22 protein-coding genes and 1 other RNA gene are annotated in these 21,405 nt (G+C 49.5%); 11 read left to right on the top strand and 12 right to left on the bottom strand.

The annotated features are described in order from the left end of the window. Positions 1 to 294: 294 nt before the first annotated feature. The 9 genes from yqjA to LG384_RS20490 all read left to right on the top strand — a co-directional run bounded on the left by yqjA (position 295) and on the right by LG384_RS20490 (position 5,161). Positions 295 to 957, top strand: coding sequence for a DedA family general envelope maintenance protein YqjA (yqjA, locus tag LG384_RS20530; protein WP_045447871.1), 663 nt, complete (start codon positions 295 to 297; stop codon positions 955 to 957). Positions 958 to 960: 3 nt separating this feature from the next. Then, complete coding sequence (gene mzrA / locus LG384_RS20525) at positions 961 to 1,344, top strand: EnvZ/OmpR regulon moderator MzrA (protein ID WP_045447874.1); 384 nt, start codon at positions 961 to 963, stop codon at positions 1,342 to 1,344. Positions 1,345 to 1,491: 147 nt separating this feature from the next. After that, positions 1,492 to 1,860: a DUF1090 domain-containing protein gene (locus tag LG384_RS20520; protein WP_045447878.1), complete on the top strand. Its 369-nt coding sequence runs from the start codon at positions 1,492 to 1,494 to the stop codon at positions 1,858 to 1,860. A 33-nt stretch (positions 1,861 to 1,893) separates the two neighbouring features. Then, on the top strand, positions 1,894 to 2,199 hold the full coding sequence (locus LG384_RS20515; protein WP_045447881.1) for a YqjD family protein: 306 nt from the start codon (positions 1,894 to 1,896) through the stop codon (positions 2,197 to 2,199). Positions 2,200 to 2,201: 2 nt separating this feature from the next. Then, positions 2,202 to 2,597, top strand: a complete 396-nt coding sequence (locus tag LG384_RS20510; RefSeq protein ID WP_045447884.1) for a phage holin family protein — start codon at positions 2,202 to 2,204, stop codon at positions 2,595 to 2,597. Next, positions 2,597 to 2,896, top strand: coding sequence for a YqjK-like family protein (locus tag LG384_RS20505; protein WP_225761430.1), 300 nt, complete (start codon positions 2,597 to 2,599; stop codon positions 2,894 to 2,896). The genes LG384_RS20510 and LG384_RS20505 overlap by 1 nt, the downstream gene beginning before the upstream one ends. A gap of 216 nt (positions 2,897 to 3,112) precedes the next feature. Beyond that, complete coding sequence (locus tag LG384_RS20500) at positions 3,113 to 3,505, top strand: DoxX family protein (RefSeq protein ID WP_048220506.1); 393 nt, start codon at positions 3,113 to 3,115, stop codon at positions 3,503 to 3,505. Positions 3,506 to 3,682: 177 nt separating this feature from the next. Then, on the top strand, positions 3,683 to 4,669 hold the full coding sequence (yqjG, locus tag LG384_RS20495; protein ID WP_045447893.1) for a glutathionyl-hydroquinone reductase YqjG: 987 nt from the start codon (positions 3,683 to 3,685) through the stop codon (positions 4,667 to 4,669). Positions 4,670 to 4,795: 126 nt separating this feature from the next. Next, on the top strand, positions 4,796 to 5,161 hold the full coding sequence (locus LG384_RS20490; protein WP_045449799.1) for a DUF805 domain-containing protein: 366 nt from the start codon (positions 4,796 to 4,798) through the stop codon (positions 5,159 to 5,161). An 83-nt stretch (positions 5,162 to 5,244) separates the two neighbouring features. On the opposite strand, the gene yhaJ is transcribed toward LG384_RS20490, so the two are convergent. Next, a complete protein-coding gene (yhaJ, locus tag LG384_RS20485; protein ID WP_045447896.1) occupies positions 5,245 to 6,141 on the bottom strand; it encodes a DNA-binding transcriptional regulator YhaJ in 897 nt (298 codons plus the stop codon). Between the two features lie 104 nt (positions 6,142 to 6,245). Here yhaJ and LG384_RS20480 point away from each other — a divergent pair, with 104 nt between their 5' ends. Both LG384_RS20480 and LG384_RS20475 read left to right on the top strand, forming a co-directional pair. After that, positions 6,246 to 6,947, top strand: coding sequence for a pirin family protein (locus LG384_RS20480; RefSeq protein WP_045447899.1), 702 nt, complete (start codon positions 6,246 to 6,248; stop codon positions 6,945 to 6,947). Between the two features lie 25 nt (positions 6,948 to 6,972). Further along, the gene (locus LG384_RS20475) at positions 6,973 to 7,122 is read left to right on the top strand and encodes a hypothetical protein (protein ID WP_136345234.1); all 150 of its coding nucleotides are present in this window, start codon (positions 6,973 to 6,975) and stop codon (positions 7,120 to 7,122) included. Between the two features lie 69 nt (positions 7,123 to 7,191). Here LG384_RS20475 and LG384_RS20470 read toward each other — a convergent pair whose 3' ends face one another. The 11 genes from LG384_RS20470 to garK all read right to left on the bottom strand — a co-directional run bounded on the left by LG384_RS20470 (position 7,192) and on the right by garK (position 21,386). Next, entirely contained in the window at positions 7,192 to 8,502 is a 1,311-nt protein-coding gene (locus LG384_RS20470) for a serine dehydratase subunit alpha family protein (protein ID WP_225761429.1), read from the bottom strand. A 24-nt stretch (positions 8,503 to 8,526) separates the two neighbouring features. Then, complete coding sequence (locus tag LG384_RS20465) at positions 8,527 to 9,858, bottom strand: amino acid permease (protein ID WP_048220504.1); 1,332 nt, start codon at positions 9,856 to 9,858, stop codon at positions 8,527 to 8,529. A 382-nt stretch (positions 9,859 to 10,240) separates the two neighbouring features. Further along, positions 10,241 to 11,605 carry an L-serine ammonia-lyase gene (gene tdcG, locus LG384_RS20460; RefSeq protein WP_048220503.1) on the bottom strand — a complete coding sequence of 455 codons (1,365 nt, stop codon included), beginning with the start codon at positions 11,603 to 11,605 and terminating at the stop codon, positions 10,241 to 10,243. A gap of 91 nt (positions 11,606 to 11,696) precedes the next feature. Further along, complete coding sequence (locus LG384_RS20455; protein ID WP_045447911.1) at positions 11,697 to 12,092, bottom strand: enamine/imine deaminase; 396 nt, start codon at positions 12,090 to 12,092, stop codon at positions 11,697 to 11,699. Positions 12,093 to 12,105: 13 nt separating this feature from the next. After that, positions 12,106 to 14,400, bottom strand: coding sequence for a formate C-acetyltransferase (gene pflB / locus LG384_RS20450; protein ID WP_045447914.1), 2,295 nt, complete (start codon positions 14,398 to 14,400; stop codon positions 12,106 to 12,108). A gap of 28 nt (positions 14,401 to 14,428) precedes the next feature. Beyond that, positions 14,429 to 15,637, bottom strand: a complete 1,209-nt coding sequence (gene tdcD, locus LG384_RS20445) for a propionate kinase (RefSeq protein ID WP_045447917.1) — start codon at positions 15,635 to 15,637, stop codon at positions 14,429 to 14,431. Positions 15,638 to 15,668: 31 nt separating this feature from the next. Beyond that, the gene (gene tdcC / locus LG384_RS20440; RefSeq protein ID WP_045447919.1) at positions 15,669 to 17,000 is read right to left on the bottom strand and encodes a threonine/serine transporter TdcC; all 1,332 of its coding nucleotides are present in this window, start codon (positions 16,998 to 17,000) and stop codon (positions 15,669 to 15,671) included. 21 nt (positions 17,001 to 17,021) lie between these two features. Then, positions 17,022 to 18,011: a bifunctional threonine ammonia-lyase/L-serine ammonia-lyase TdcB gene (gene tdcB / locus LG384_RS20435; RefSeq protein WP_045447921.1), complete on the bottom strand. Its 990-nt coding sequence runs from the start codon at positions 18,009 to 18,011 to the stop codon at positions 17,022 to 17,024. Positions 18,012 to 18,108: 97 nt separating this feature from the next. After that, positions 18,109 to 19,047 (bottom strand): transcriptional regulator TdcA, encoded by a 939-nt coding sequence (tdcA, locus tag LG384_RS20430; RefSeq protein ID WP_045447923.1) that lies wholly within the window; start codon positions 19,045 to 19,047, stop codon positions 18,109 to 18,111. Positions 19,048 to 19,831: 784 nt separating this feature from the next. Continuing rightward, positions 19,832 to 20,208: RNase P RNA component class A (gene rnpB / locus LG384_RS20425), an RNA gene on the bottom strand. Between the two features lie 32 nt (positions 20,209 to 20,240). Then, entirely contained in the window at positions 20,241 to 21,386 is a 1,146-nt protein-coding gene (garK, locus tag LG384_RS20420; protein ID WP_225761428.1) for a glycerate 2-kinase, read from the bottom strand. Positions 21,387 to 21,405 lie beyond the last annotated feature (19 nt).

Genomic DNA, 21,405 nt, shown 5'->3' with positions numbered 1-21,405 from the left:
CATTAGGTATAAAGTGTCAGCCTGTGTAAATCCTCTCGCCACCCTCCTTTGCGATAAGCAAAATCAGAGTTCAACGACCGTAATTTCTATAACGGACTACGTTGACCTTTGTTACAATTAAAAGCGTTTTGAATTTTTGTGTGTTAGTGCTTGCTTACTTCACAACTTAACAGGGAACAGTTCAGGCCGTGAATTTGTGTCAGACCGCGCCCCATGTAAAAACATTAATAAAATTGCGGCATTACAAACTCCAGACAACCGGCGTGACGACAACCGATTCTCCAGGAATACTGAATGGAACTACTGACTCAATTACTGAATGCCTTGTGGGCTCAGGATTTTGAAACTCTGGCCAATCCCTCTATGATTGGTATGCTGTATTTTGTCCTGTTTACAATTTTGTTTCTGGAAAACGGGCTGCTTCCTGCGGCCTTTTTACCTGGTGACAGTTTACTGGTACTGGTCGGCGTGCTTATTGCCAAAGGAGCAATGGGCTTTCCGCAAACTGTACTGTTACTTACTACCGCGGCCAGCCTCGGCTGTTGGGTTAGCTATATACAGGGACGGTGGTTGGGTAACACCCGTATCGTACAGAACTGGCTTTCTCATCTTCCCGCCCATTACCATCAACGTGCGCATCACCTTTTCCACAAACATGGCCTGTCTGCGCTGTTGGTGGGCCGCTTTATTGCCTTTGTCAGAACGTTACTGCCGACCATTGCAGGATTGTCGGGCCTGAATAATGCACGTTTTCAGTTCTTCAACTGGATGAGCGGGCTGTTGTGGGTGCTCATCCTGACATCGCTGGGTTATCTGCTGGGCAAAACACCGGTTTTCCTCAAGTACGAAGATCAGCTCATGTCATGCCTGATGCTGCTTCCGGTCGTTTTACTGGTGTTTGGTCTGGCAGGTTCACTGGTTGTGCTATGGAAGAAGAAATACGGGAACCGAGGGTAAATTATGCTGAAACCACGCATAACACTTCGACGGCTGGCCTGGACAACCACCTTTATCTTGTTTGTAGGTGGGCTGATCCTGACCTGGTCAGCCATTCGTCATCAGGAATCGACACTCGCCATTCGCGCCGTTAACCAGGGCGCCAGCATCCCTGACGGTTTCTCCATCTGGCATCATCTTGATGCTAACGGAATTCGTTTTAAAAGTATCACTCCACAGAAAGACGCGCTGCTGATCACCTTTGATTCCAGCGCGCAAAGTGCAGCAGCTAAGGTCGTGCTGGACAGAACATTACCGCATGGCTTCGTCATCGCTCAGCAGGATGATGGCAATCAGGCAGTGCAGTGGTTGTCGCGCTTACGTGATAATCCGCATCGTTTTGGTTAACTTCCAGGAATCTGAATTATATCACTCACTTTGGTGATTTCGCCGTTTAGTGCCTATGATTAATAAACTGGGTTTATGGCCCATGCTTTATTACCTGGAGCAACGACCCCAAAGTAACAGGGTCGAATCACAATGGAAGGTTCAAGAATGAAATACCGCATCGCTTTGGCTATTACCCTTTTCACACTCAGTGCCGGCAGCTACGCCAACACCCTTTGTCAGGAAAAAGAGCAAGATATTCAGCGGGAGATTAGCTATGCCGAAAAGCACAATAATCAGAACCGCATCAATGGCCTGAACAAGGCACTTAGCGAAGTCCGGGCAAACTGTACTGACAGTAAACTGCGCGCCGACCATCAGAAAAAAATCTCAGAACAGAAAGATGAGATAGCTGAGCGTCAGCGTGATTTAGCCGAGGCGAAGCAAAAAGGCGATGCGGATAAAATCGCAAAGCGCGAACATAAGCTAGCGGAAGCTCAGAAAGAGCTGAAAGAACTTGAATCTCGCGATTACTAAGTACGGTAACTACCCACTCACCTGGAGAGAACTATGTCAAAAGATAATGCTACGGAACACCTGCGCGCTGAGCTGAAATCCCTTGCGGATACGCTTGAAGAGGTACTGAGCTCCTCTGGCGATAAGTCGAAAGAAGAGTTGAGTAAAATTCGCAGCAAGGCTGAACGAGCACTGAAAGAGAGCCGTAATCGTCTGGGAGAAACCAGCGACGTGATTGCCAAGCAAACCCGTGAAGCCGCTGCCCGTGCCGATAACTATGTGCGCGAAAACCCATGGACAGGCGTCGGCATCGGCGCTGCGGTCGGTGTGGTACTTGGCGTACTGCTGTCGCGCCGTTAACAATGGCGGATTCTCATCACGCACAAGGTCCAGGCAAGAGCGTACTGGGTATCGGACAACGGATCATCACGATCCTCGTTGAAATAGTCGAAACCCGCCTGCGGCTGGCCGTCGTTGAACTGGAAGAGGAAAAAGCCAACCTCTTTCAGCTTCTGCTGATGCTGGGGCTGACCATGCTGTTCGCTGCTTTTGGTCTGATGAGCCTGATGGTACTTATCATCTGGGCCATTGACCCTCAGTACCGCCTCAACGCGATGATTGCCACCACCGTGGTGCTGTTGCTTTTGGCCCTCATTGGCGGCTTATGGACATTACGTAAGGCCCGCAAGTCAACACTGTTACGCCATACCCGCAATGAACTCGCTAACGACAGGCGGGCCCTGGAGGATGATGCATAATGAGCAGTAAAGTCGAGCGTCAAAAACGTAAGGCACTGCTGCTTAGTCAGATCCAGCAGCAACGGCTGGATCTGACAGCCACCCGACGCGACTGGCTCGAGGCAACTGGTGCGTACGATCGCGGCTGGAATACACTACTGAACCTGCGCTCCTGGGTGTTGGTCGGCAGCAGCATCATAGCGATTCGCACGATCCGTAATCCTAACCTGCTCGTACGCTGGGCCAAACGTGGTTTTAGCGTCTGGAGCGCATGGCGGCTGGTGAAGGCAACAATCAGACAGCAGCAGCTGCGCGGTTAATCTCCTCACTCCCATGCCTGATGGCGCATCGCTTTCAGGCTGCACATTTCTCGCCTCTCATCACTCAAATTTTTTGAAAATTACTGACAGTTTTCCTTGCTAACAATTGTCATTATCCACGTTTATTATTCTCTCCATCGACAGCAATGACGCGCTATACAGCGTTGATGCACAAAAAACAAAATATACCGCCTGAGTGGTTTCCTGGAGAGTACGATGAAAAAATTAGAAGATGTTGGTGTACTGGTAGCGCGCATTCTGATGCCAATCCTGTTTATTTCTGCAGGTTGGGGAAAAATCACCGGATATGCGGGTACCCAACAGTACATGGAAGCCATGGGCGTCCCTGGTTTTATGTTGCCACTGGTAATCCTGCTTGAGTTCGGCGGCGGTCTGGCCATTCTGTTTGGCTTCCTGACTCGTACTACCGCGCTGTTCACTGCAGGCTTCACATTGCTGACCGCGTTCATCTTCCATAGCAACTTTGCGGAAGGCATGAACTCGCTGATGTTCATGAAAAACCTGACCATTGCAGGCGGTTTCCTGCTGCTGGCTATCACCGGTCCGGGCGCATTCAGCATCGACCGCGTACTGAATAAAAAGTGGTAAGCAAGCTATAAATTGCCGGTGTGTTGGCTACACTCAGAAACCCCAGTCACATAGTTATTAATGTTCCTGGGGATTTCTTCCCTTGCCGCCTTCCTGCAACTCGAATTATTTAGGGTATATACTCAAAGAAAAAGACGAGGGGATTAGCTCCTCGTTTTGCTATCCGGGAGAGAGATAATGGGACAACTGATTGATGGCGTCTGGCATGACACCTGGTATGACACCAAATCTACCGGAGGAAAATTTCAACGTTCTGCATCGGCTTTCCGTAACTGGCTCACCGCTGATGGCTCGCCGGGTCCAACTGGCGAAGGTGGGTTTGCCGCCGAAAAAGACAGATATCACCTGTACGTTTCTCTTGCCTGCCCGTGGGCGCACCGCACGCTAATTCTGCGCAAGCTCAAAGGGCTGGAGCCGTTTATTTCCGTTTCTGTTGTAAATCCGCTGATGCTGGAAAACGGCTGGACGTTTGATGACGATTTCCCGGCAGCGACAGGCGATACGCTTTACCAGCACGAGTTTCTCTATCAGTTGTATTTACACGCCGATCCGCATTACAGCGGCAGGGTTACCGTTCCGGTACTGTGGGATAAAAAAAATCACACCATTGTCAGTAATGAATCGGCAGAAATTATCCGTATGTTTAACACCGCCTTTGATGCGCTGGGCGCAAAAGCCGGTGATTACTACCCACCAGCCCTGCAAAGTAAAATTGACGAGTTGAATAGCTGGATCTATGACAGCGTTAATAACGGTGTCTATAAAGCCGGTTTTGCCACCAGCCAGCAGGCGTATGACGACGCAGTGGAAAAAGTGTTTGAATCCCTGGCACGGCTGGAGCAAATTCTCGGTCAGCATCGCTACCTGATCGGTGACCAGTTAACAGAAGCTGATATTCGCCTGTGGACCACGCTGGTGCGCTTTGATCCGGTCTATGTCACCCACTTTAAGTGCGACAAACACCGTATTAGTGACTATCTGAATCTTTACGGTTTCCTGCGCGATATCTACCAGATGCCGGGCATTGCGGACACCGTTAACTTTGACCATATCCGTAATCACTATTTCCGTAGCCACAAAACCATCAACCCGACCGGTATTATTTCCATTGGGCCATGGCAGGACCTCAACGAGCCACACGGACGTGATAGCCGTTTCGCATAATTTACACAGGCACCCTTCAGGGTGCCTTATTAATTAACATCGTAAATATTTACCCACGAACCAATCACAGCTATTCTTATTTTGATTGCTTTAAAAACAAGTAATTGAATGCAGAACGAGGCAAAAATGGATTGGTATTTAAACGTATTAAAGAACTACTTTGGCTTTAGCGGCCGTGCACGCCGCAAAGAGTACTGGATGTTTGTTCTGGTCAACATCATCTTTACGTTCGTACTGGGCATTCTGGACAGAATGTTTGGTTGGCAACGCGCCGGGGGAGAAGGCATATTAACGACAATTTATGGGGTTCTGGTATTTATACCGTGGTGGGCAGTGCAGTTCCGCCGTCTGCATGATACCGATCGCTCAGCATGGTGGCTGTTAGTGCTGCTGATCCCTATCATTGGCTGGTTGATAATCGTCATTTTCAACTGTCAAAACGGTACGCCGGGTAGTAACCGCTTCGGGTCGGACCCAAAAAACCAGTCCTGACGCGGTATATGTGGATGCCTGATAGCGTAACGCTTATCAGGCCTACAAATGGCTATATTTGCAGGCCTGTAACGGTGCTTGCGCTACTTTCCGGCAAACAGCTTCGGAATTTCCCGTAAACACCAGGATTTCGCCTCACCCATACTGTCCCGTCGCCACGCCATGATGATATCAATTTCATTCGTGGATTCCGGGCTAACAACCCGCAGTCTGCCTGCCGCGATATCCTCTTCCACCAGCGGATACGGCATGGTCGCCACCCCCAGCCCGGCCAACAACGCCTGGCGCTTATCTTCTATCGAACTCACCGTCAGGCGGGGTTGTTTATCCAGAAGCTGAACGGTTAACACCGGGCGCTCTCGGGCGGTATCTGCGACCGCAATACCACGGTATTTCACACGAGTGACCTCTGACAACGGCTCTGGCTCCTGATGGATAGGATGATCCGGTGCAGCTACATAGACGTTCATCAGCGAGTACAGTTTGCGGGAATTAATTTCTGACGATGAGCGAAAATGCATATCCGGGGCAATCACAATATCTGCTCGCCCTTGTTCCAGACGCTCCCATGCCCCTGCCAATACTTCGGTAATAACGGAAAGCTGAGTATTCGCCTTCACAGCGAGCCGGTCGATGAGTGGGAAAAATGCGGCCGTTGGCACCAGCGCTTCGGTGACAATCGTCAGATGCGTTTCCCAGCCGCGAGCCAGCGCTTCAGCATCGGTGGTGAGCTTATCTGCCGCTTCCAGCAGCACGCGCCCACGCTCAAGCAACATCCGCCCCACATTGGTGAATTTTGTACGATGACCTGAACGGTCAAACAATACGACGTCCAGCTCTTCTTCCAGTTTTTGCATCGTGTAGCTGAGTGCGGAAGGTACACGCCCCAGTTCGTCTGCCGCAGCGGCAAAGCTGCCACGTCTGTCAATTGCATCCATAACGCGTAGCGCTTCAAGCGTTAAAGCCCTTTCTTTGGCCATTTCGTTCTCATTCAGGAAATTTGAACATACCGGGCAGAATATCTGGCTAACAATGCAGCGTCTAGCCATTTAACATAAAAGGAAGTAAAGAGAGGTCAAGAACTATGATTACTACCCGAACAGCCAAACAGTGCGGACAAGCAGACTACGGCTGGCTGCAGGCCCGTTATACCTTCTCCTTTGGACACTATTTTGATCCTAAACTGCTGGGTTATGCCTCACTGCGTGTTCTGAACCAGGAAGTTCTGGCACCGGGAGCCTCTTTCCAGCCACGTACCTATCCGAAGGTTGATATCGTAAACCTGATCCTCGAAGGGGAAGCTGAATATCGCGACAGCGAAGGCAACCATATTCAGGCTAAAGCCGGTGAAGTCTTACTGCTCGCCACGCAGCCAGGAATAAGCTACAGCGAGCACAATCTCAGCAAAGATAAGCCATTAACCAGAATGCAGCTGTGGCTGGATGCCTGCCCACAGCGGGAAAATGCTTGTGTACAGAAAACTACGCTGAGCGCAGGTAAACATCAGTTAATTGCATCCCCGGACGGTGAGCAAGGCAGCCTGCATCTTCGCCAGCAGGTATGGGTACACCATGTTGAACTGCAAAAAGGTGAATCGCTAAGTTTTCAGTTACATGGACCACGGGCCTATTTGCAGTCAATCCACGGTACTTTCCATGCGTTAACGTCTGGAGCGGAGAAAGAAGCACTGACCTGTGGCGATGGCGCATTTATTCGTGACGAAGCTAACATAACGTTGGTTGCCGATACGCCATTACGCGCTTTGCTGATAGATTTGCCCGTATAGTCAGGGAAAACAAGGGAGTGCGGCTATGAGCAAAAAATCGTCAAAAAAACGGCAAACGAAAGTAGAGCCCAAACCACAGGAAACGGTCACTTTCGGCTACGAAGAAATGCTGACTGAACTGGAAGCGATTGTTGCCGATGCCGAGATCCGGCTGGAAGAGGAAGATGCCGCCTGATAAGGCGGCATCTGATACAGGATCACCTTGCCGGATACCGACGCTAACGCACCTTATCCGGCCGGGTAGTTAATGCGCTTTACTGGCCATAATCTCTATGATCTGCTTGTCGGTTTCCTGCATCGAACGACATGCCAGCGCACACAGATTCGAAATAGATTGCTCCACGTTATGCGCCACAATCCCTTCGTTACCGGTCACGGCTGTATCATCCAGGGCCATGAGTACCGCCTTCCACGCCGCAGACGCACTGGTAGAGACCTTCATCGCGCAGCTGTTTGAAGCGCCATCGCAAATCATCCCGCTTACATCGCCAATCATGCTACTGATAGCCATCGCGATAGTGTTGTAACGACCGTCTACCAGCCATGCCATACCTGCCGCCGCGCCCATCGCCGCAGTGGTCGCCGCGCACAAAGCCGACAAGCGTGGAAGCTGATGATGAATGTAAATCGCGCTCAGGTGTGACAGCATCAACGCCCGCGCCAGTTTTTCATCATCGGCACCAAAGTGTTCAGCAACCACCATTACCGGTACCGTGGCGGTAATGCCCTGATTACCAGATCCTGAATTGCTCATCGCAGGCAGTGTCGCCCCCCCCATACGCGCATCCGATGCCGCACTGGTACGGATCAGAATGGCGGTTGAAAGGTCGTTTGCCAGCAAACCACGAGCACACTGCTTCTCAAGTGTGGCACCGATGTGCAATCCCCAGGTTCCGCGTAATCCTTCCTGGGACAGTGCACCGTTCAATTTTGCCGCATCCAGAATAAAGCGAATCGACTCAAACGGTACCGCATTCACAAACGCTAAAATCTCTTCCAGCGAAGTATGGGATAACACTGCCAGCGGTGATATCTGCTCGTCGTCCTGCGCCAACTCTTCTTTGGTAAACACCACGCCGTTGTTAGTCTCAATGTGCACAATGTTAGTGTGACCGCCTACAATGGTGACGCACGCCCACCCTTCACTGCTATAAACCTTAGCGCACGAAAAGAGAATATCCTCGCAAGGTTGCTGCAGCATCACCGCAACCTTCCCGGCCTCCAGCATGGCTTTTGCATCCGTAATGGCTTCAGCGGATGCATCTTTCAGCACTTCTAAACCTGCGCGAGCATTTCCCCCCAGCGCACCCAGTGCAGCCGCGACGGGCAGACCTACCATTCCGGTACCCGGCACGGTGACGCCCATACCGTTTTTCATCAGGTTCGGTGATACCCAGGCATCAATGCGTTCAACCGCGCCGCTCAGTTCAGAGGATGCCACCGCTGCGGCCAGAGCCAGAGAGATAGGTTCGGTGCAACCCAGTGCAGGTTTAACCTCTTCCTGCACCGCGCGGATAAAACTATCCCATATTGGATTCAATGTAGTCTCAAACATAACAACGACCTTTGCTCAGATAACTCAAGAAAATGCCAGGAACGGAGAAACGCACAACAGCAGACCTGTGATAATAATCAGATACAGAGATGCGCCTTTATATTTGTGTAGTGCAGGAACCTTGTAGACCAGCCAGGCCGGAATCAAACAACCCACCATGCCGAAGATTGGGCTACAAATAGAAGTGAAGCTCAGTACCGGCGCATTGAGCACAATCGCACTCCAGGCCAGTAAGATGGCGAATACCATGATGCCGCGCTGAACGAGTGTTTCATTGATCTTTTCGGCCGGCATTTTGCGGCGCAGTACGTTCATCACGATACCCTGGGTCGCTTCACGGAAGCCTAAGTAAACGCCAAAGAAAGCGGTCATAACGGCGAAGATATTCAGAATTACGCTGACGATTTTCACCCAACCAGCGCCATCCCCGCTGATAAACTGCGCGGCAATCGCCAGAGCGGAAATATTCTGCTCATACGCTTTAACTGCTTCGTCGTGACCCATTGCTAAAGTGAAAGAAACTGCGTAGAAAAAGACGGTGACAAACAAAATACCGAACGCGATATTCATAGCGCGAAGGGCTTTATGACGTGCGACCTCAATGGATTTTTCACGAGAACGGTACGAAATAACCATCGGGCTTAAGGTTTGAATAAACAGAATTGAGGTCAAGGTGAATGGCAGTGTGATAATCGCGTTTTTAATCAACAGCGCCATCGGCGGCAGCGCGCCAATGTTGTGAAGATGCCACATCCCGACCATCGAAACGCCCAACGCCGCCACCACCAGCAGTTTGGTTAACACCATACCGGTGGAGATTTTAAACAACATTTTTTCGCCGCGTGACGAGATGGCAACAAGAATGCAAATCAGCACCAGACCATAGAACGGGCTGTCAGACAGTAGACCTTCTGTAACGCCAAACGTGTGCAGATATGAGGCGCTATCGTTAGTAATGGCGGTGGAATAAACGAACATCCAGATAACCAGCATCACAAAATACAGAGCACCTAACAGGATGCCCCAGTTTTTGCCTAAATAGCCGCTAATGACGCTCGGGTAATCTTTACACTCAGGAGACTCAGCCAGCGTATTGATAAACAAACGCTGGAACAAATACATGGCGGGGTAGCCGATAACAGAGGATAACAGGAAAACCCATAACCCCATCAGGCCCACCTGAACGGGAAGAAAAACAATCCCCGCACCAATCGCCATTCCAATACTCATAATGACCCAGCCAGTATCCGTACTGTCGAACTTAATGGCTTCCCGCCATTCGCTTTCGGTCATGCCAGCCCGACGCGCCGGAGCGGATGCATCGAGTATTACGCTATTATTCGTTGCCGTTTCCATAATTTCTCGCTCAATGTGTAGGTAGAGGTTTTTTTATTTTTGTCGTACTGCCTCAAGGCGATACGCAGTACATGAGATGCAGGCGAGTTGTTTGAATGAAGAAATCATACGCGCAGGGTCAGAGAAAAACTTCACAAACAAGCCCCTGTAATTTCTAAAAGTTAAGAAATATTTTCTCTTTTATAGGAAAATTAAGAATTGAGTTTCTATTTTTGAAGCAGATCACAACAAAAAAGGTGCACCTAAGTGCACCTTTTTTATCATGCCATTTTGATTAATTCACCGTCGGATGGCGGCGCTTGCGCCTTATCTGATCGACAAAAGTCACAAGCGCGCGTAAACCGCAGGCCTGATGAGCGTAGCATCAGGCACAGCTATCACCTCAGGTACAAACCACTTTGATCGCCAGACCGCCACGAGAAGTTTCACGGTATTTATCGTTCATGTCTTTACCGGTTTCGTACATCGTCTCGATAACTTTATCGAGTGATACACGTGGCTCAGACGTGCGACGCAGCGCCATACGCGCGGCGTTTACGGCTTTTACAGCGTTGATCGCGTTACGTTCAATACATGGAATTTGTACCTGCCCCGCCACCGGATCACAGGTGAGCCCGAGGTTATGTTCCATCGCGATTTCAGCGGCAATACAGACCTGTGATGGGCTGCCGCCAAGCAATTCAGTCAGCCCGGCTGCTGCCATTGAACACGCCACACCAATCTCTCCCTGGCAGCCCACTTCAGCACCAGAAATAGACGCATTCATCTTATAAAGCGCACCTATCGCCCCTGCGGCCAGTAAATAACGAGCAATTGAATTCGCATTCACCGGGCGACGGAACTTGTCGTAATAGGCCAGCACCGCGGGGATAATCCCACATGCGCCGTTCGTCGGTGCGGTAACGACCCGACACCCGGCCGCATTTTCTTCGCTCACCGCCAGAGCGAACATGTTGATCCAGTCGATGACGTTCATCGGATCGCTGGACAGGTTATCGCTGGAAACCAGCAAACGGCGTAACGCCACAGCGCGACGTGGAACGTTAAGAGGACCAGGCAGGACGCCTTCAGTGTTCATGCCACGCTCTATACCGGCATGCATGACGTCCCAGATTTGAGCGAAGCCCGCATCAATCTCTTCTTTACTGCGCATCGCCAGTTCGTTTTGCATCATCAGGCCGGAAACAGAAAGCCCGTTTCTCTCGCACAGCTTCAGCAATTCGCTGGCGGAATGGAAGTTGTACGGCACATGCGCCTCGGTATCGTGCGCCAGGCCAAAATGTTCCTCTTCAACAATAAAACCACCGCCAACGGAGTAATAGGTTTTACTTAACAACTTCTCTTCGCCATTCCATGCAGTAATCCGCATTCCATTTTCATGACGTGGTAGCGTTTCTGTATGGAAAAGAATGTTGCTCTCTGGAGGGAAATCGACCACATGTGTACCCCCGGCAACCGGCAAACGTCCGGAGCGGGTCACTTCCTGAATAAAACCAGCAATTGCGTCAATATTCACGCTCTGCGGGCTGTTACCTGCCAGCCCCATCATGATGGCGACATCGGTCGCATGGCCTTTTCCGGTCAGGGAAAGCGAACCATAAAGATCGACGACAATGCGCGTGGTCTGAGGTAATTCTCCGGTACTGACCAGTTGGTCGATAAAACGTTTACCTGCATTCATTGGTCCCACGGTATGGGAGCTGGAAGGTCCAATGCCAATCTTAAAAATATCGAATGCGCTAATCATATCCACACCCTCGGATTGCCGTTCAGTGAAGACCAGGTTTCACACTCATTACAGGATTGGGGCGATCCTGACGATCGCCCCGCGGGGGGGATTACAACGTGTCGCCACGTACGGCGATGGCTTCAATCTCCAGCTTCACATCCTTCGGCAAGCGAGCAACCTGCACGCAACTGCGCGTTGGGTAGATTGCTTTATGCTCATCAAAGAACTGCTGATACACCTGGTTAATCGTGGCGAAGTCATTCAGATCAGCAACAAATACGGTGGTCTTCACGATATCGCCCACTTTCAAACCCGCAGACTCCACGATCGCTTTAACGTTTTCCAGGCTCTGACGCGCCTGATCGGCCACGTTTTCTGCCACTTCACCCGTTTGTGGACACACCGGGATCTGACCTGAGGTCAGCACCATGCTGCCCAGATCCACACCCTGCACGTAAGGCCCTATGGCCCCTGGCGCACATTCAGTTGCAATAATTTTTCTCATAGCCCCTCCGGCGTTAAAGCGCCTGGGTGAAAGTACGTGAAATAACATCCTGCTGCTGCTCACGGGTGAGCGCATTAAAGCGCACCGCATAGCCAGACACGCGGATCGTTAGGTTCGGATAGTTTTCCGGGTGCTCAATCGCATCCATCAGCATTTCGCGGTTCATGACGTTAACGTTCAGGTGCTGCCCGCCTTCGACATGCGCTTCATGATGGAAGTAACCGTCCAACAGACCGACCAGGTTGGTTTTACGTACGCTATCCTCTTTGCCCAGCGCCGCCGGCACAATGGAGAAGGTGTACGAGATACCATCTTTGGCATAGGTAAATGGCAGTTTGGCAACTGAGGTTAACGACGCAACGGCACCTTTGCGATCGCGACCGTGCATCGGGTTTGCCCCTGGTGCAAACGGAGTACCTGCGCGACGTCCGTCCGGCGTGTTGCCGGTTTTCTGTCCGTACACCACGTTGGAGGTGATGGTCAGAATAGACTGCGTCGGTACCGCGTTACGATAGGTCGGTAACACTTTAATTTTCTTCATAAAGCGTTCAACCAAATCGCAGGCAATACTGTCTACGCGCTCATCATTGTTACCGTACTGCGGATAGTCGCCTTCAATTTCGAAATCGACTGCCAGACCGCTCTCATCACGGATCGGTTTCACTCGCGCATATTTGATAGCCGACAGGGAGTCCGCCGCGACGGAAAGACCCGCCATGCCACATGCCATCGTGCGATAGACATCACGATCGTGCAGCGCCATCAGTGAGGCTTCGTAGCTGTACTTGTCGTGCATATAGTGAATGATGTTCAGCGCACTGATGTACTGCACTGCCAGCCAGTCCATAAAGTGGTCCAGGCTCTCCATCACCGTGTCGTAATCCAGCACATCATCCATCAGCGGAGCCGTTTTCGGACCCACCTGGATTTTCAGCTTCTCATCCACACCGCCGTTGATTGCGTACAGCAGCGTTTTGGCGAGGTTGGCACGTGCACCAAAGAACTGCATTTGCTTGCCGATAACCATCGGGCTGACACAGCAGGCGATGGCATAGTCATCGCTGTCAAAGTCAGCACGCATCAGATCGTCGTTTTCATACTGTAAAGATGAAGTGACGATAGAGACCTGTGCAGCATATTTTTTGAACGCAATCGGCAGAGCTTCAGACCACAGTACCGTCAGGTTCGGCTCAGGTGCTGGCCCCATAGTGTGCAGTGTATGCAGGTAGCGGAAGGAGTTTTTCGTGACCAGCGTACGACCATCCAGCCCCATACCACCAATGACTTCCGTTGCCCAGATAGGATCGCCCGAGAACAGGGTGTCGAATTCCGGTGTACGCAGGAAACGCACCATGCGGATCTTCATAATGAAGTGGTCGATCAGTTCCTGAGCCTGCTGCTCGGTTAAGATCCCGGCTTTGAAGTCGCGCTCAATATAAATATCGAGGAACGATGCGGTACGGCCCAAAGACATTGCGCCGCCGTTCTGAGATTTCACCGCTGCCAGATAAGCAAAGTAGACCCACTGCACAGCTTCCTGCGCATTACGCGCCGGACGGGAAATATCGCAACCGTATTTCGCCGCCATTTCCTGCATTTGCAGCAGTGCACGACGATGTTCAGACAGCTCTTCACGCAGGCGAATCGTAGCTTCCAGATTCTGCCCCCACTCCAGATTCGACTGGAGATCGGCAAATTGCAATTCACGTTCACGCACCAGATAGCGGATCCCGTACAGTGCGACGCGGCGATAGTCACCGATGATGCGGCCACGACCATAACCGTCCGGCAGACCGGTTAATACACCAGACTTACGGCAGCGCAGCATATCCGGGGAGTAAGCGTCGAATACACCCTGGTTATGGGTTTTTCGCAGCTCAGTAAACTGGTATTCAAAATCCGCGTCCATCTCACGACCATAGGCATCAAAAGAGCTTTTGATCATGTTAATGCCGCCAAACGGATGCAGGGCACGCTTGAGCGGCTTATCCGTTTGCAGACCAACGATCTTTTCCAGTTCTTGTTCGATATAACCCGCATCGTGTGCGGTAATCGTTGTTGCAATGTTGGTATCGAAATCAACCGGCGCATGCGTCGAGTTTTCAATACGGATGCCCGCCATCACTTTTTCCCACAATGCTGTGGTCGCTGGCGTCGCTTCGGCGAGGAAAGATTCATCCCCTTCATAAGGCGTATAGTTATGCTGAATAAAATCACGGACATTAATTTCTTCTTTCCAGTCCGTACCTTTAAAGCCAAGCCATGCTTCGGCATACAGCATATCGCTGGTATCGATATTTACCTTCATGAAAAATAATCTCTCTACTGAAAATTAATTATGCAAATTCCACTGGTGCGTTAACTTTGCCTAAATTAATGGCATCGAGTGCAATCATTTTCTCTTCATTCGTTGGAATAACAGCGCAAATAGCTCGGGCATCTTTACCTGAAATAATTCGCTCACCGTGGGAATTAGGCAGGCTATTCATATCGCTGTCGATATTCACTCCGAATACGGCCAGATGTTCAATTACCATACGGCGAATTAAGACCGAGTTTTCACCAATTCCACCGGTGAAAATAATCCCATCAAGACGATGAAGCGATGCGGCATGCCCGGCGATATGACGTGCAATACGATGTACAAACGTCTTAATTGCCAACTGCGCACGCTCGTGTCCTTCGTGCCAGGCTTTCTCCAGCGTACGTAAGTCAGAAGACAAACCGGAAATACCCAGTAAGCCAGACTCTTTATTGACCACGCGCTCAAGGTCGCTCAGTGTCTGGTTGGTTTCACTCGCAATCCATGCCATCGCACCAAAATCCACATCACCGCTGCGCGTCCCCATCATCAGACCTTCCAGCGGCGTCATACCCATTGAGGTATCAACGCTTTGCCCATTCCGGACCGCACATATGGAAGCGCCATTACCTAGGTGAGCGATCACTAAACCAGAATCATCATTCTGGAGGCCGAGAAGCTCATGTGCGCGCTGAGAAACATAGCGGTGCGAGGTGCCATGAAAACCATAACGACGAACCCCCAACTCCTCAAAGTATTTCCACGGTAAACCGTACAGATAGGCTTCAGGTGCCATCGTCTGGTGGAAGCTGGTATCAAATACAGCAACCTGCTGCACTCCCGGGAAAAGATGTTGCGCGGATTCAATCCCGCTCAGGTTCGCATAATTATGTAACGGTGCTAAAGGTGATACCTGGCGAATATTATCGATAACTTCATCAGTAATTATTGCTGACTGCGTAAAGATACTTCCGCCGTGGGCAATGCGGTGGCCAATTAAGGCCACGCTGTCCATTAAATTACGTTTCTCCAGTTCAACTGCAATTGCTTTTAATGCATCTTCGTAGCTGTGGTGAGCCAGCTTAGCTGGCTCTCCTCCATTAATTGCTATGAACGCATTTTCAGAATTAATACCGTCCGCAATTCCCGCCATTAAAACATCACAGTTAGCTGCATCCAGCACTGAGAATTTTATTGAAGATGAACCGCAGTTAATAACCAGTACTACCGGAAACTCATTCATTTCACTACTCCGCTCATCCTGAGCTTAAGGATTAAAACAGTTTGTAGACAATGTTCAGGATGGTCAGCAAACCAATCACGGTAACAAACACGTTATCCAGACGGCCACGGTATTTTGCCAGTGACGGCGCTTTACGGATGGCGTACATCGGCAGCAGGCAGAGCAGTGAGGCGATAATTGGCGCGCCCATCGCTTCAATCAGGTCCAGGATATTCGGGTTGGCATAAGCCACGACCCAGGTGGAACCCATGATGAAGATCATGCTGATGGTGTTGAGCTTGCCCATTGAAACTTTGGTTTTATCGCCTTTGTAACCAAACTTCAGTACCAGACCGTTCAGACCTTCCAGCGTGCCCAGATAGTGGCCGAAGAAAGATTTGAAGATGGCAACCAGTGCGATAATAGAAGCACCGTATTCCAGAATGGTTGCGAAAGTCGATTTCGTGCCGGACAGTGAAGCAAAGTGGTTCGCCAGGTAAGAAAGTACCGGAATGTTCTGCGCTTTCGCTTCAGCCATATTAGCCGGAGAGAGGGTAAACAGGCAGCTGAAGGCGAAGAACATCACCACCGCAACCATCAACATACTGGCGCGGGAGATGATTTTTGAACATTTCTGCTCGGTAAATTCACGACCAAAATCTTTCTCATACTCTTCACGTTTAGAAACTACGAAGGAAGAGACAATCGGCGAGAAGTTGAAGGAGAACACCATGATGGAAATACCCAGCCATACAGTGACCAGAATACCGTCATGCCCGGTCAGCGCTATATTACTGAGATCCACCTGATCGATAACCGCTGAGTTCCAGTAAGGGATCAGGGACAGAGAGATAAGCACCAGGCTGGCAATAAATGGCCATACCAGGAAGCTCATCACTTTAACCATCAAATCTTTACCAAAATAGATGACGAATGCCATCAACAGCAGCAGGAACAGTGCCACGAAGCCACGGTTAAGCGCTGGCATCTGCAACTGGTTTTCCCAGAAGGTCATAAAGGTGTTGGTAATGGTGACGCCATAAATCCACAACAGTGGGCAAATCGCAAAGAAGTAGAGGAACGTGATAACCACGCCACCTGTTTTACCAAAGTGCTCTTCAACCGTTTCTGTGATGTTACCGGAAGGATTAGAGCCGGAAAGACACAGGCGTGCCAGTGCACGGTGGCAATAGAACGCGATGGGGTACGCTAACACCAACATTAACAGAATGGGGATCAGCCCGCCAAAACCTGCGCGGATAGGGAAGAACAGCACCCCGGCGCCGATGGCTGTACCAAATAAACCCAGTGTCCAGGTGGTGTCCGATTTGCGCCAGGACGATTGTTTTGTCTGGCTGGATACAATGCTATCAGTAGTACTCATATCCTATCCTCAACGAAAATATTAAGCGTCAACTAAACCAGTAATTTGGGATACACGAGAAAGATCGATATTACCACCAGAAATAATGCTGACTGTTTTTCTATTCTGGATATAGCTATCTAATTTCCCGCTTAATAATGCTGCACATGCCAGAGCACCGGCACCTTCAGTCACAACTTTATTTCGCTGAATTAATGCCACCATACTGTTGCGAATTTCATCTTCGCTGACGAGGACAATGTCATCTACCAATTCACGAACGATTTCATAAGTCAAATTACCCGGGCGGGAAACGTCACAACCATCCGCCAGGGTGCCGGTCGTTCGATGCGTGGTTATTTCTCCAGCGTGGAAAGATGCCGCCATGCCGTGAACGTTTTCAGACTGTACGCCAATAATTTTAATTGTCGGGTTGATGGATTTAATTGCTACAGCAATACCAGCAATCAGACCACCGCCGCCAATTGGTACAATCACGTTATCGACATCGTACAGATCTTCCAGAATTTCCAGGCCAATGGTGCCCTGACCGGCAATCACTTTCGGATCATCATAAGGAGGAATAAAGATACGGCCTTCAGTCTCTACAATCTCGCTTACCTTCGCGATAGTGTCGTTGAAGTTGTCGCCGTGCAGCACAACTTCTGCTGAGTAATCGCAGGTTGCAGCCACTTTAGACTTCGGCGCACCTTTTGGCATCACTACTTTGCCATCGATACCGAGCATTGCGCAGGAGAGAGACACCCCTTGCGCATGGTTACCTGCGGAGCAAGCCACCACACCTTTCAGTCTTTCCGCCTCTGTTAATGAACTGAGCTTATTAAAAGCACCACGGATTTTAAATGAGCCAGTACGCTGCATATTTTCAAACTTGAGGAAAATTTCCCCTTTGCAACGTTCACTAAAATAGTTAGAGCGAGGCATTCCCGTTTTATAAATTTTCCCCGCCAGTCTTTTTTTCGCTTCGAGGATATCTTCAATTGCAACTGGGAGATCGTATGTAATGTGCATTAGAACCTCTTACCTGGGTATTAAAGTAAATAGATAGCCGTTACCAACGTCTGATATAGACAGATGGCGTTAATTCCGTATTAAACAAATTCAATCATTAATCAATTTCAATTAACTGCTTTCGTCTATGAGAATTGTAAGATGAATATTCTTTGGCTAATTCAACCAAAATTGATGCTGCTTTTTTTATTCGATAATTTTTAGACCAAACGGCGGCATAACGCGCAACCGGTAAGGATTCTTCTACCGGAATAGTAATAAACTGGTTTGAACCAAATGGAGTGGTCATATCGCAGGGAATTACTGTTAAGAAATCAGCATTGAGAACAAGATTATAAATCGTGACGACGGAGTCTGTTTTAACGATGTTTTCACTGCTGATGCCATTTTTTTGTAACGTGGTAAGAAGTTCGCTGTAGTACCCCATATTCGTTTGTGGCAACACCCACTGTTCGTTTTTCAACGCTTTCAGCGTGGTGATGCCGGTGCATGTTCGGGAGTTACTGGCTACCAGAACGAACTCTGACTCAAAGAGCGGCTCCACATGTAGATCGTGTAGTTTCATCTCATCACTCAGTGTACCAATAGCGAAATCCAGTCGCCCGTCACGAACCGCTGGTAAGAATGAGGATAGCTGAGCCTCATACATGGAAACCTGCGCTTTCGGGAACACCTCTTTAAACTTCTTAATCATGCCAGACATGATGGTAAAGGCAATCAGTGAAGGAAAGCCAAACGACACATCAACAACTGCATTGCCCGTCATGCTGTTCATCTCATCCACCATGTTTTTCATTTCACGGGTAATGGATTCAGACCACGAGAGCATCACCTGACCAGCCTGAGTCAACGTAACACCTGTATTTTTACGAACCACTAACTCAATACCAAAATAAGCCTCAACATCATTAATGATTTTACTGACAGCAGGTTGAGTTAATCCTAATTCTTTTGCAGCTGAGCCGATAGAACCACTTCTAATGACTTCCTGAAAGACCACTAAGTGCTGTGTTTTAGGGAGAGTAATAGTATTCATATCGACCTGCGTTAATTACTTTGTTGACGGCAGGGAGTGTACCAAATTAAGTGAACAAGGATATGTGCGACCACTCACAAATCCCCTTCACTTACATTTTGTAAGATTATTATAAATCTATTAATCACTTATTAATCAATGCAATACAAAAACGCGATCTCACTTTAACCTGATTTTAATCAAAAAAAGATGGGGGGATAACAAAAATTTATGGCAATAACACACCAGGTTTCTTAGATATTTCAAAAGATCGTGAAAGGCTATATTTCAAGCAATTACAGAGTATTTATCGGGCTGAATTACGCTTAAATTTAATGAGTAACTTATCAAATATAATTATATTTATATCATAATTGTGGTTAAATAATGTTATGGGTCACATTTTTTTGCCCCATATGTTTGTAAAGAAACATTGCATTTATTGATATTTAAACTTATTCATACAATCAATTATCATGCGCAACAATATATTAACACGGTTTTTGCGCAGTTTATCAGCAACTAATTTTGTGATAGCGATCGATTGCGTTCGTTTTCTCTATCAAAAATTACCAAAGGTAGCGTTTTGTGTTAGCCATCACAAAATCAGAAATCTCCCTCGATACATCTCTCTCTAATAGAGGAATCCCGATACGGAAATAAGCAGAAATAAAAAATAGATTCGCAAAGAATTAATGTAGTGCGTTTGCAACGCCTGCCCGTAAATCGACCTGCAGGATAATGGTGTAAACGGCTTGTCCATGCTGCAAAAGCAAAAACCCCGCCGAGGCGGGGTTTTCTTAAAAGTTGAAGCTGACCGATAAGCCGGGTTCTGTCGTGGACAGTCATTCATCTAGGCCAGCAATCGCTCACTGGCTCAAGCAGCCTACCCGGGTTCAGTACGGGCCGTACCTTATGAACCCCTATTTGGCCTTGCTCCGGGTGGAGTTTACCGTGCCACGGACTGTTACCAGCCGCGCGGTGCGCTCTTACCGCACCCTTTCACCCTTACCTGATCCCACTTGCGTGGGCCATCGGCGGTTTGCTCTCTGTTGCACTGGTCGTGGGTTTCCCCCCCAGGCGTTACCTGGCACCCTGCCCTATGGAGCCCGGACTTTCCTCCCCTCCGCCCGTCTCCCCCGAAGAGGACGACGACGAAGCGGCGACTGTCTGGTCAGCTTCGGCGCGCAGTATAGAGGGTTTGCGGGCCAATGTCACCCCGCACTACGCATTCCTATCGCCAGCGTAGCTGCGATGTTTCGTGACGCCCGATAAATATTGTCAAATGCTCCGCGAAATGCCTCTTCCAGCGTACCTATGCTGGTCAATACACTAAATACCGCATCGATACCATATTGATGTACGACGCCTACATCCCGCGTCAGGCTGCCCGCAATACCAATTACTGGTTTGTGGTACTTCTTCGCCACACTGGCCACACCAACCGGTACCTTTCCGTGAACACTCTGGCTGTCGATACGGCCTTCTCCTGTGACCACCAGAGTACAGTCGTGAATATGTTCTTCCAGATTGAGGGCCTGGGTAACAATCTCAATACCGCTGCGCAGCTCTGCACCTAAAAATGCCGTTAATGCCGCCCCCATCCCCCCCGCAGCCCCTGAACCAGGAACGTTCTTCACATCCACTCGCAGCGATTTTTTAATGATATCGGCATAGTGAGAAAGATTACGGTCCAGCTCAATAATACGTTCCTCGGTTGCCCCTTTTTGAGGGCCAAAAATACGGGAAGCACCCTTGTCACCGGTCAGAGGGTTAGTCACATCACAGGCAACACGGATAGAACAGTTTTTTAATCGCGGATCCAATCCTGTAATATCAATGCTGTTCAGGCTATTCAGGCAACCGCCGCCGTAGCCAATTTCAGTCCCATTGGCATCGCACAGTTTTGCCCCCAGAGCCTGCACCATGCCCGCTCCACCGTCATTGGTTGCACTGCCGCCAATGCCAATAATGATGCTTTTCGCGCCGCTTTCCAGTGCTTGCAGAATCAATTCTCCAGTGCCACGCGATGTAGTCACTAATGGATTGCGTTTTTCAGGAGGAACCAGAGCCAGCCCACTGGCTGCCGCCATTTCGATAAAAGCAGTTTTACCATCCCCGGACATGCCCCAGCAGGCATTCACTTTTTCGCCCAGCGGGCCAGTCACCAGGGCTGAATGTTTAGTCCCATGGGTGGCGGCAATCATGGCTTCAACCGTCCCTTCACCACCATCGGCAACGGGAACTGAAACATATTGCGCATCGGGAAAGATTTCCCGAAATCCTTTTTCTATCGCCTGAGCGACCTCAATGGCGGAGAGGCTTTCTTTATAAGAGTCTGGGGCAATTACGATTTTCATAGTTATGTAGCCTGACAGT

Source organism: Citrobacter sp. Marseille-Q3906 (genome assembly GCF_916618775.1).
GTDB lineage: Bacteria > Pseudomonadota > Gammaproteobacteria > Enterobacterales > Enterobacteriaceae > Citrobacter > Citrobacter murliniae.
Note: the sequence above shows the minus strand (reverse complement) of the source record. Positions and strands in the feature narration are given on the sequence as shown.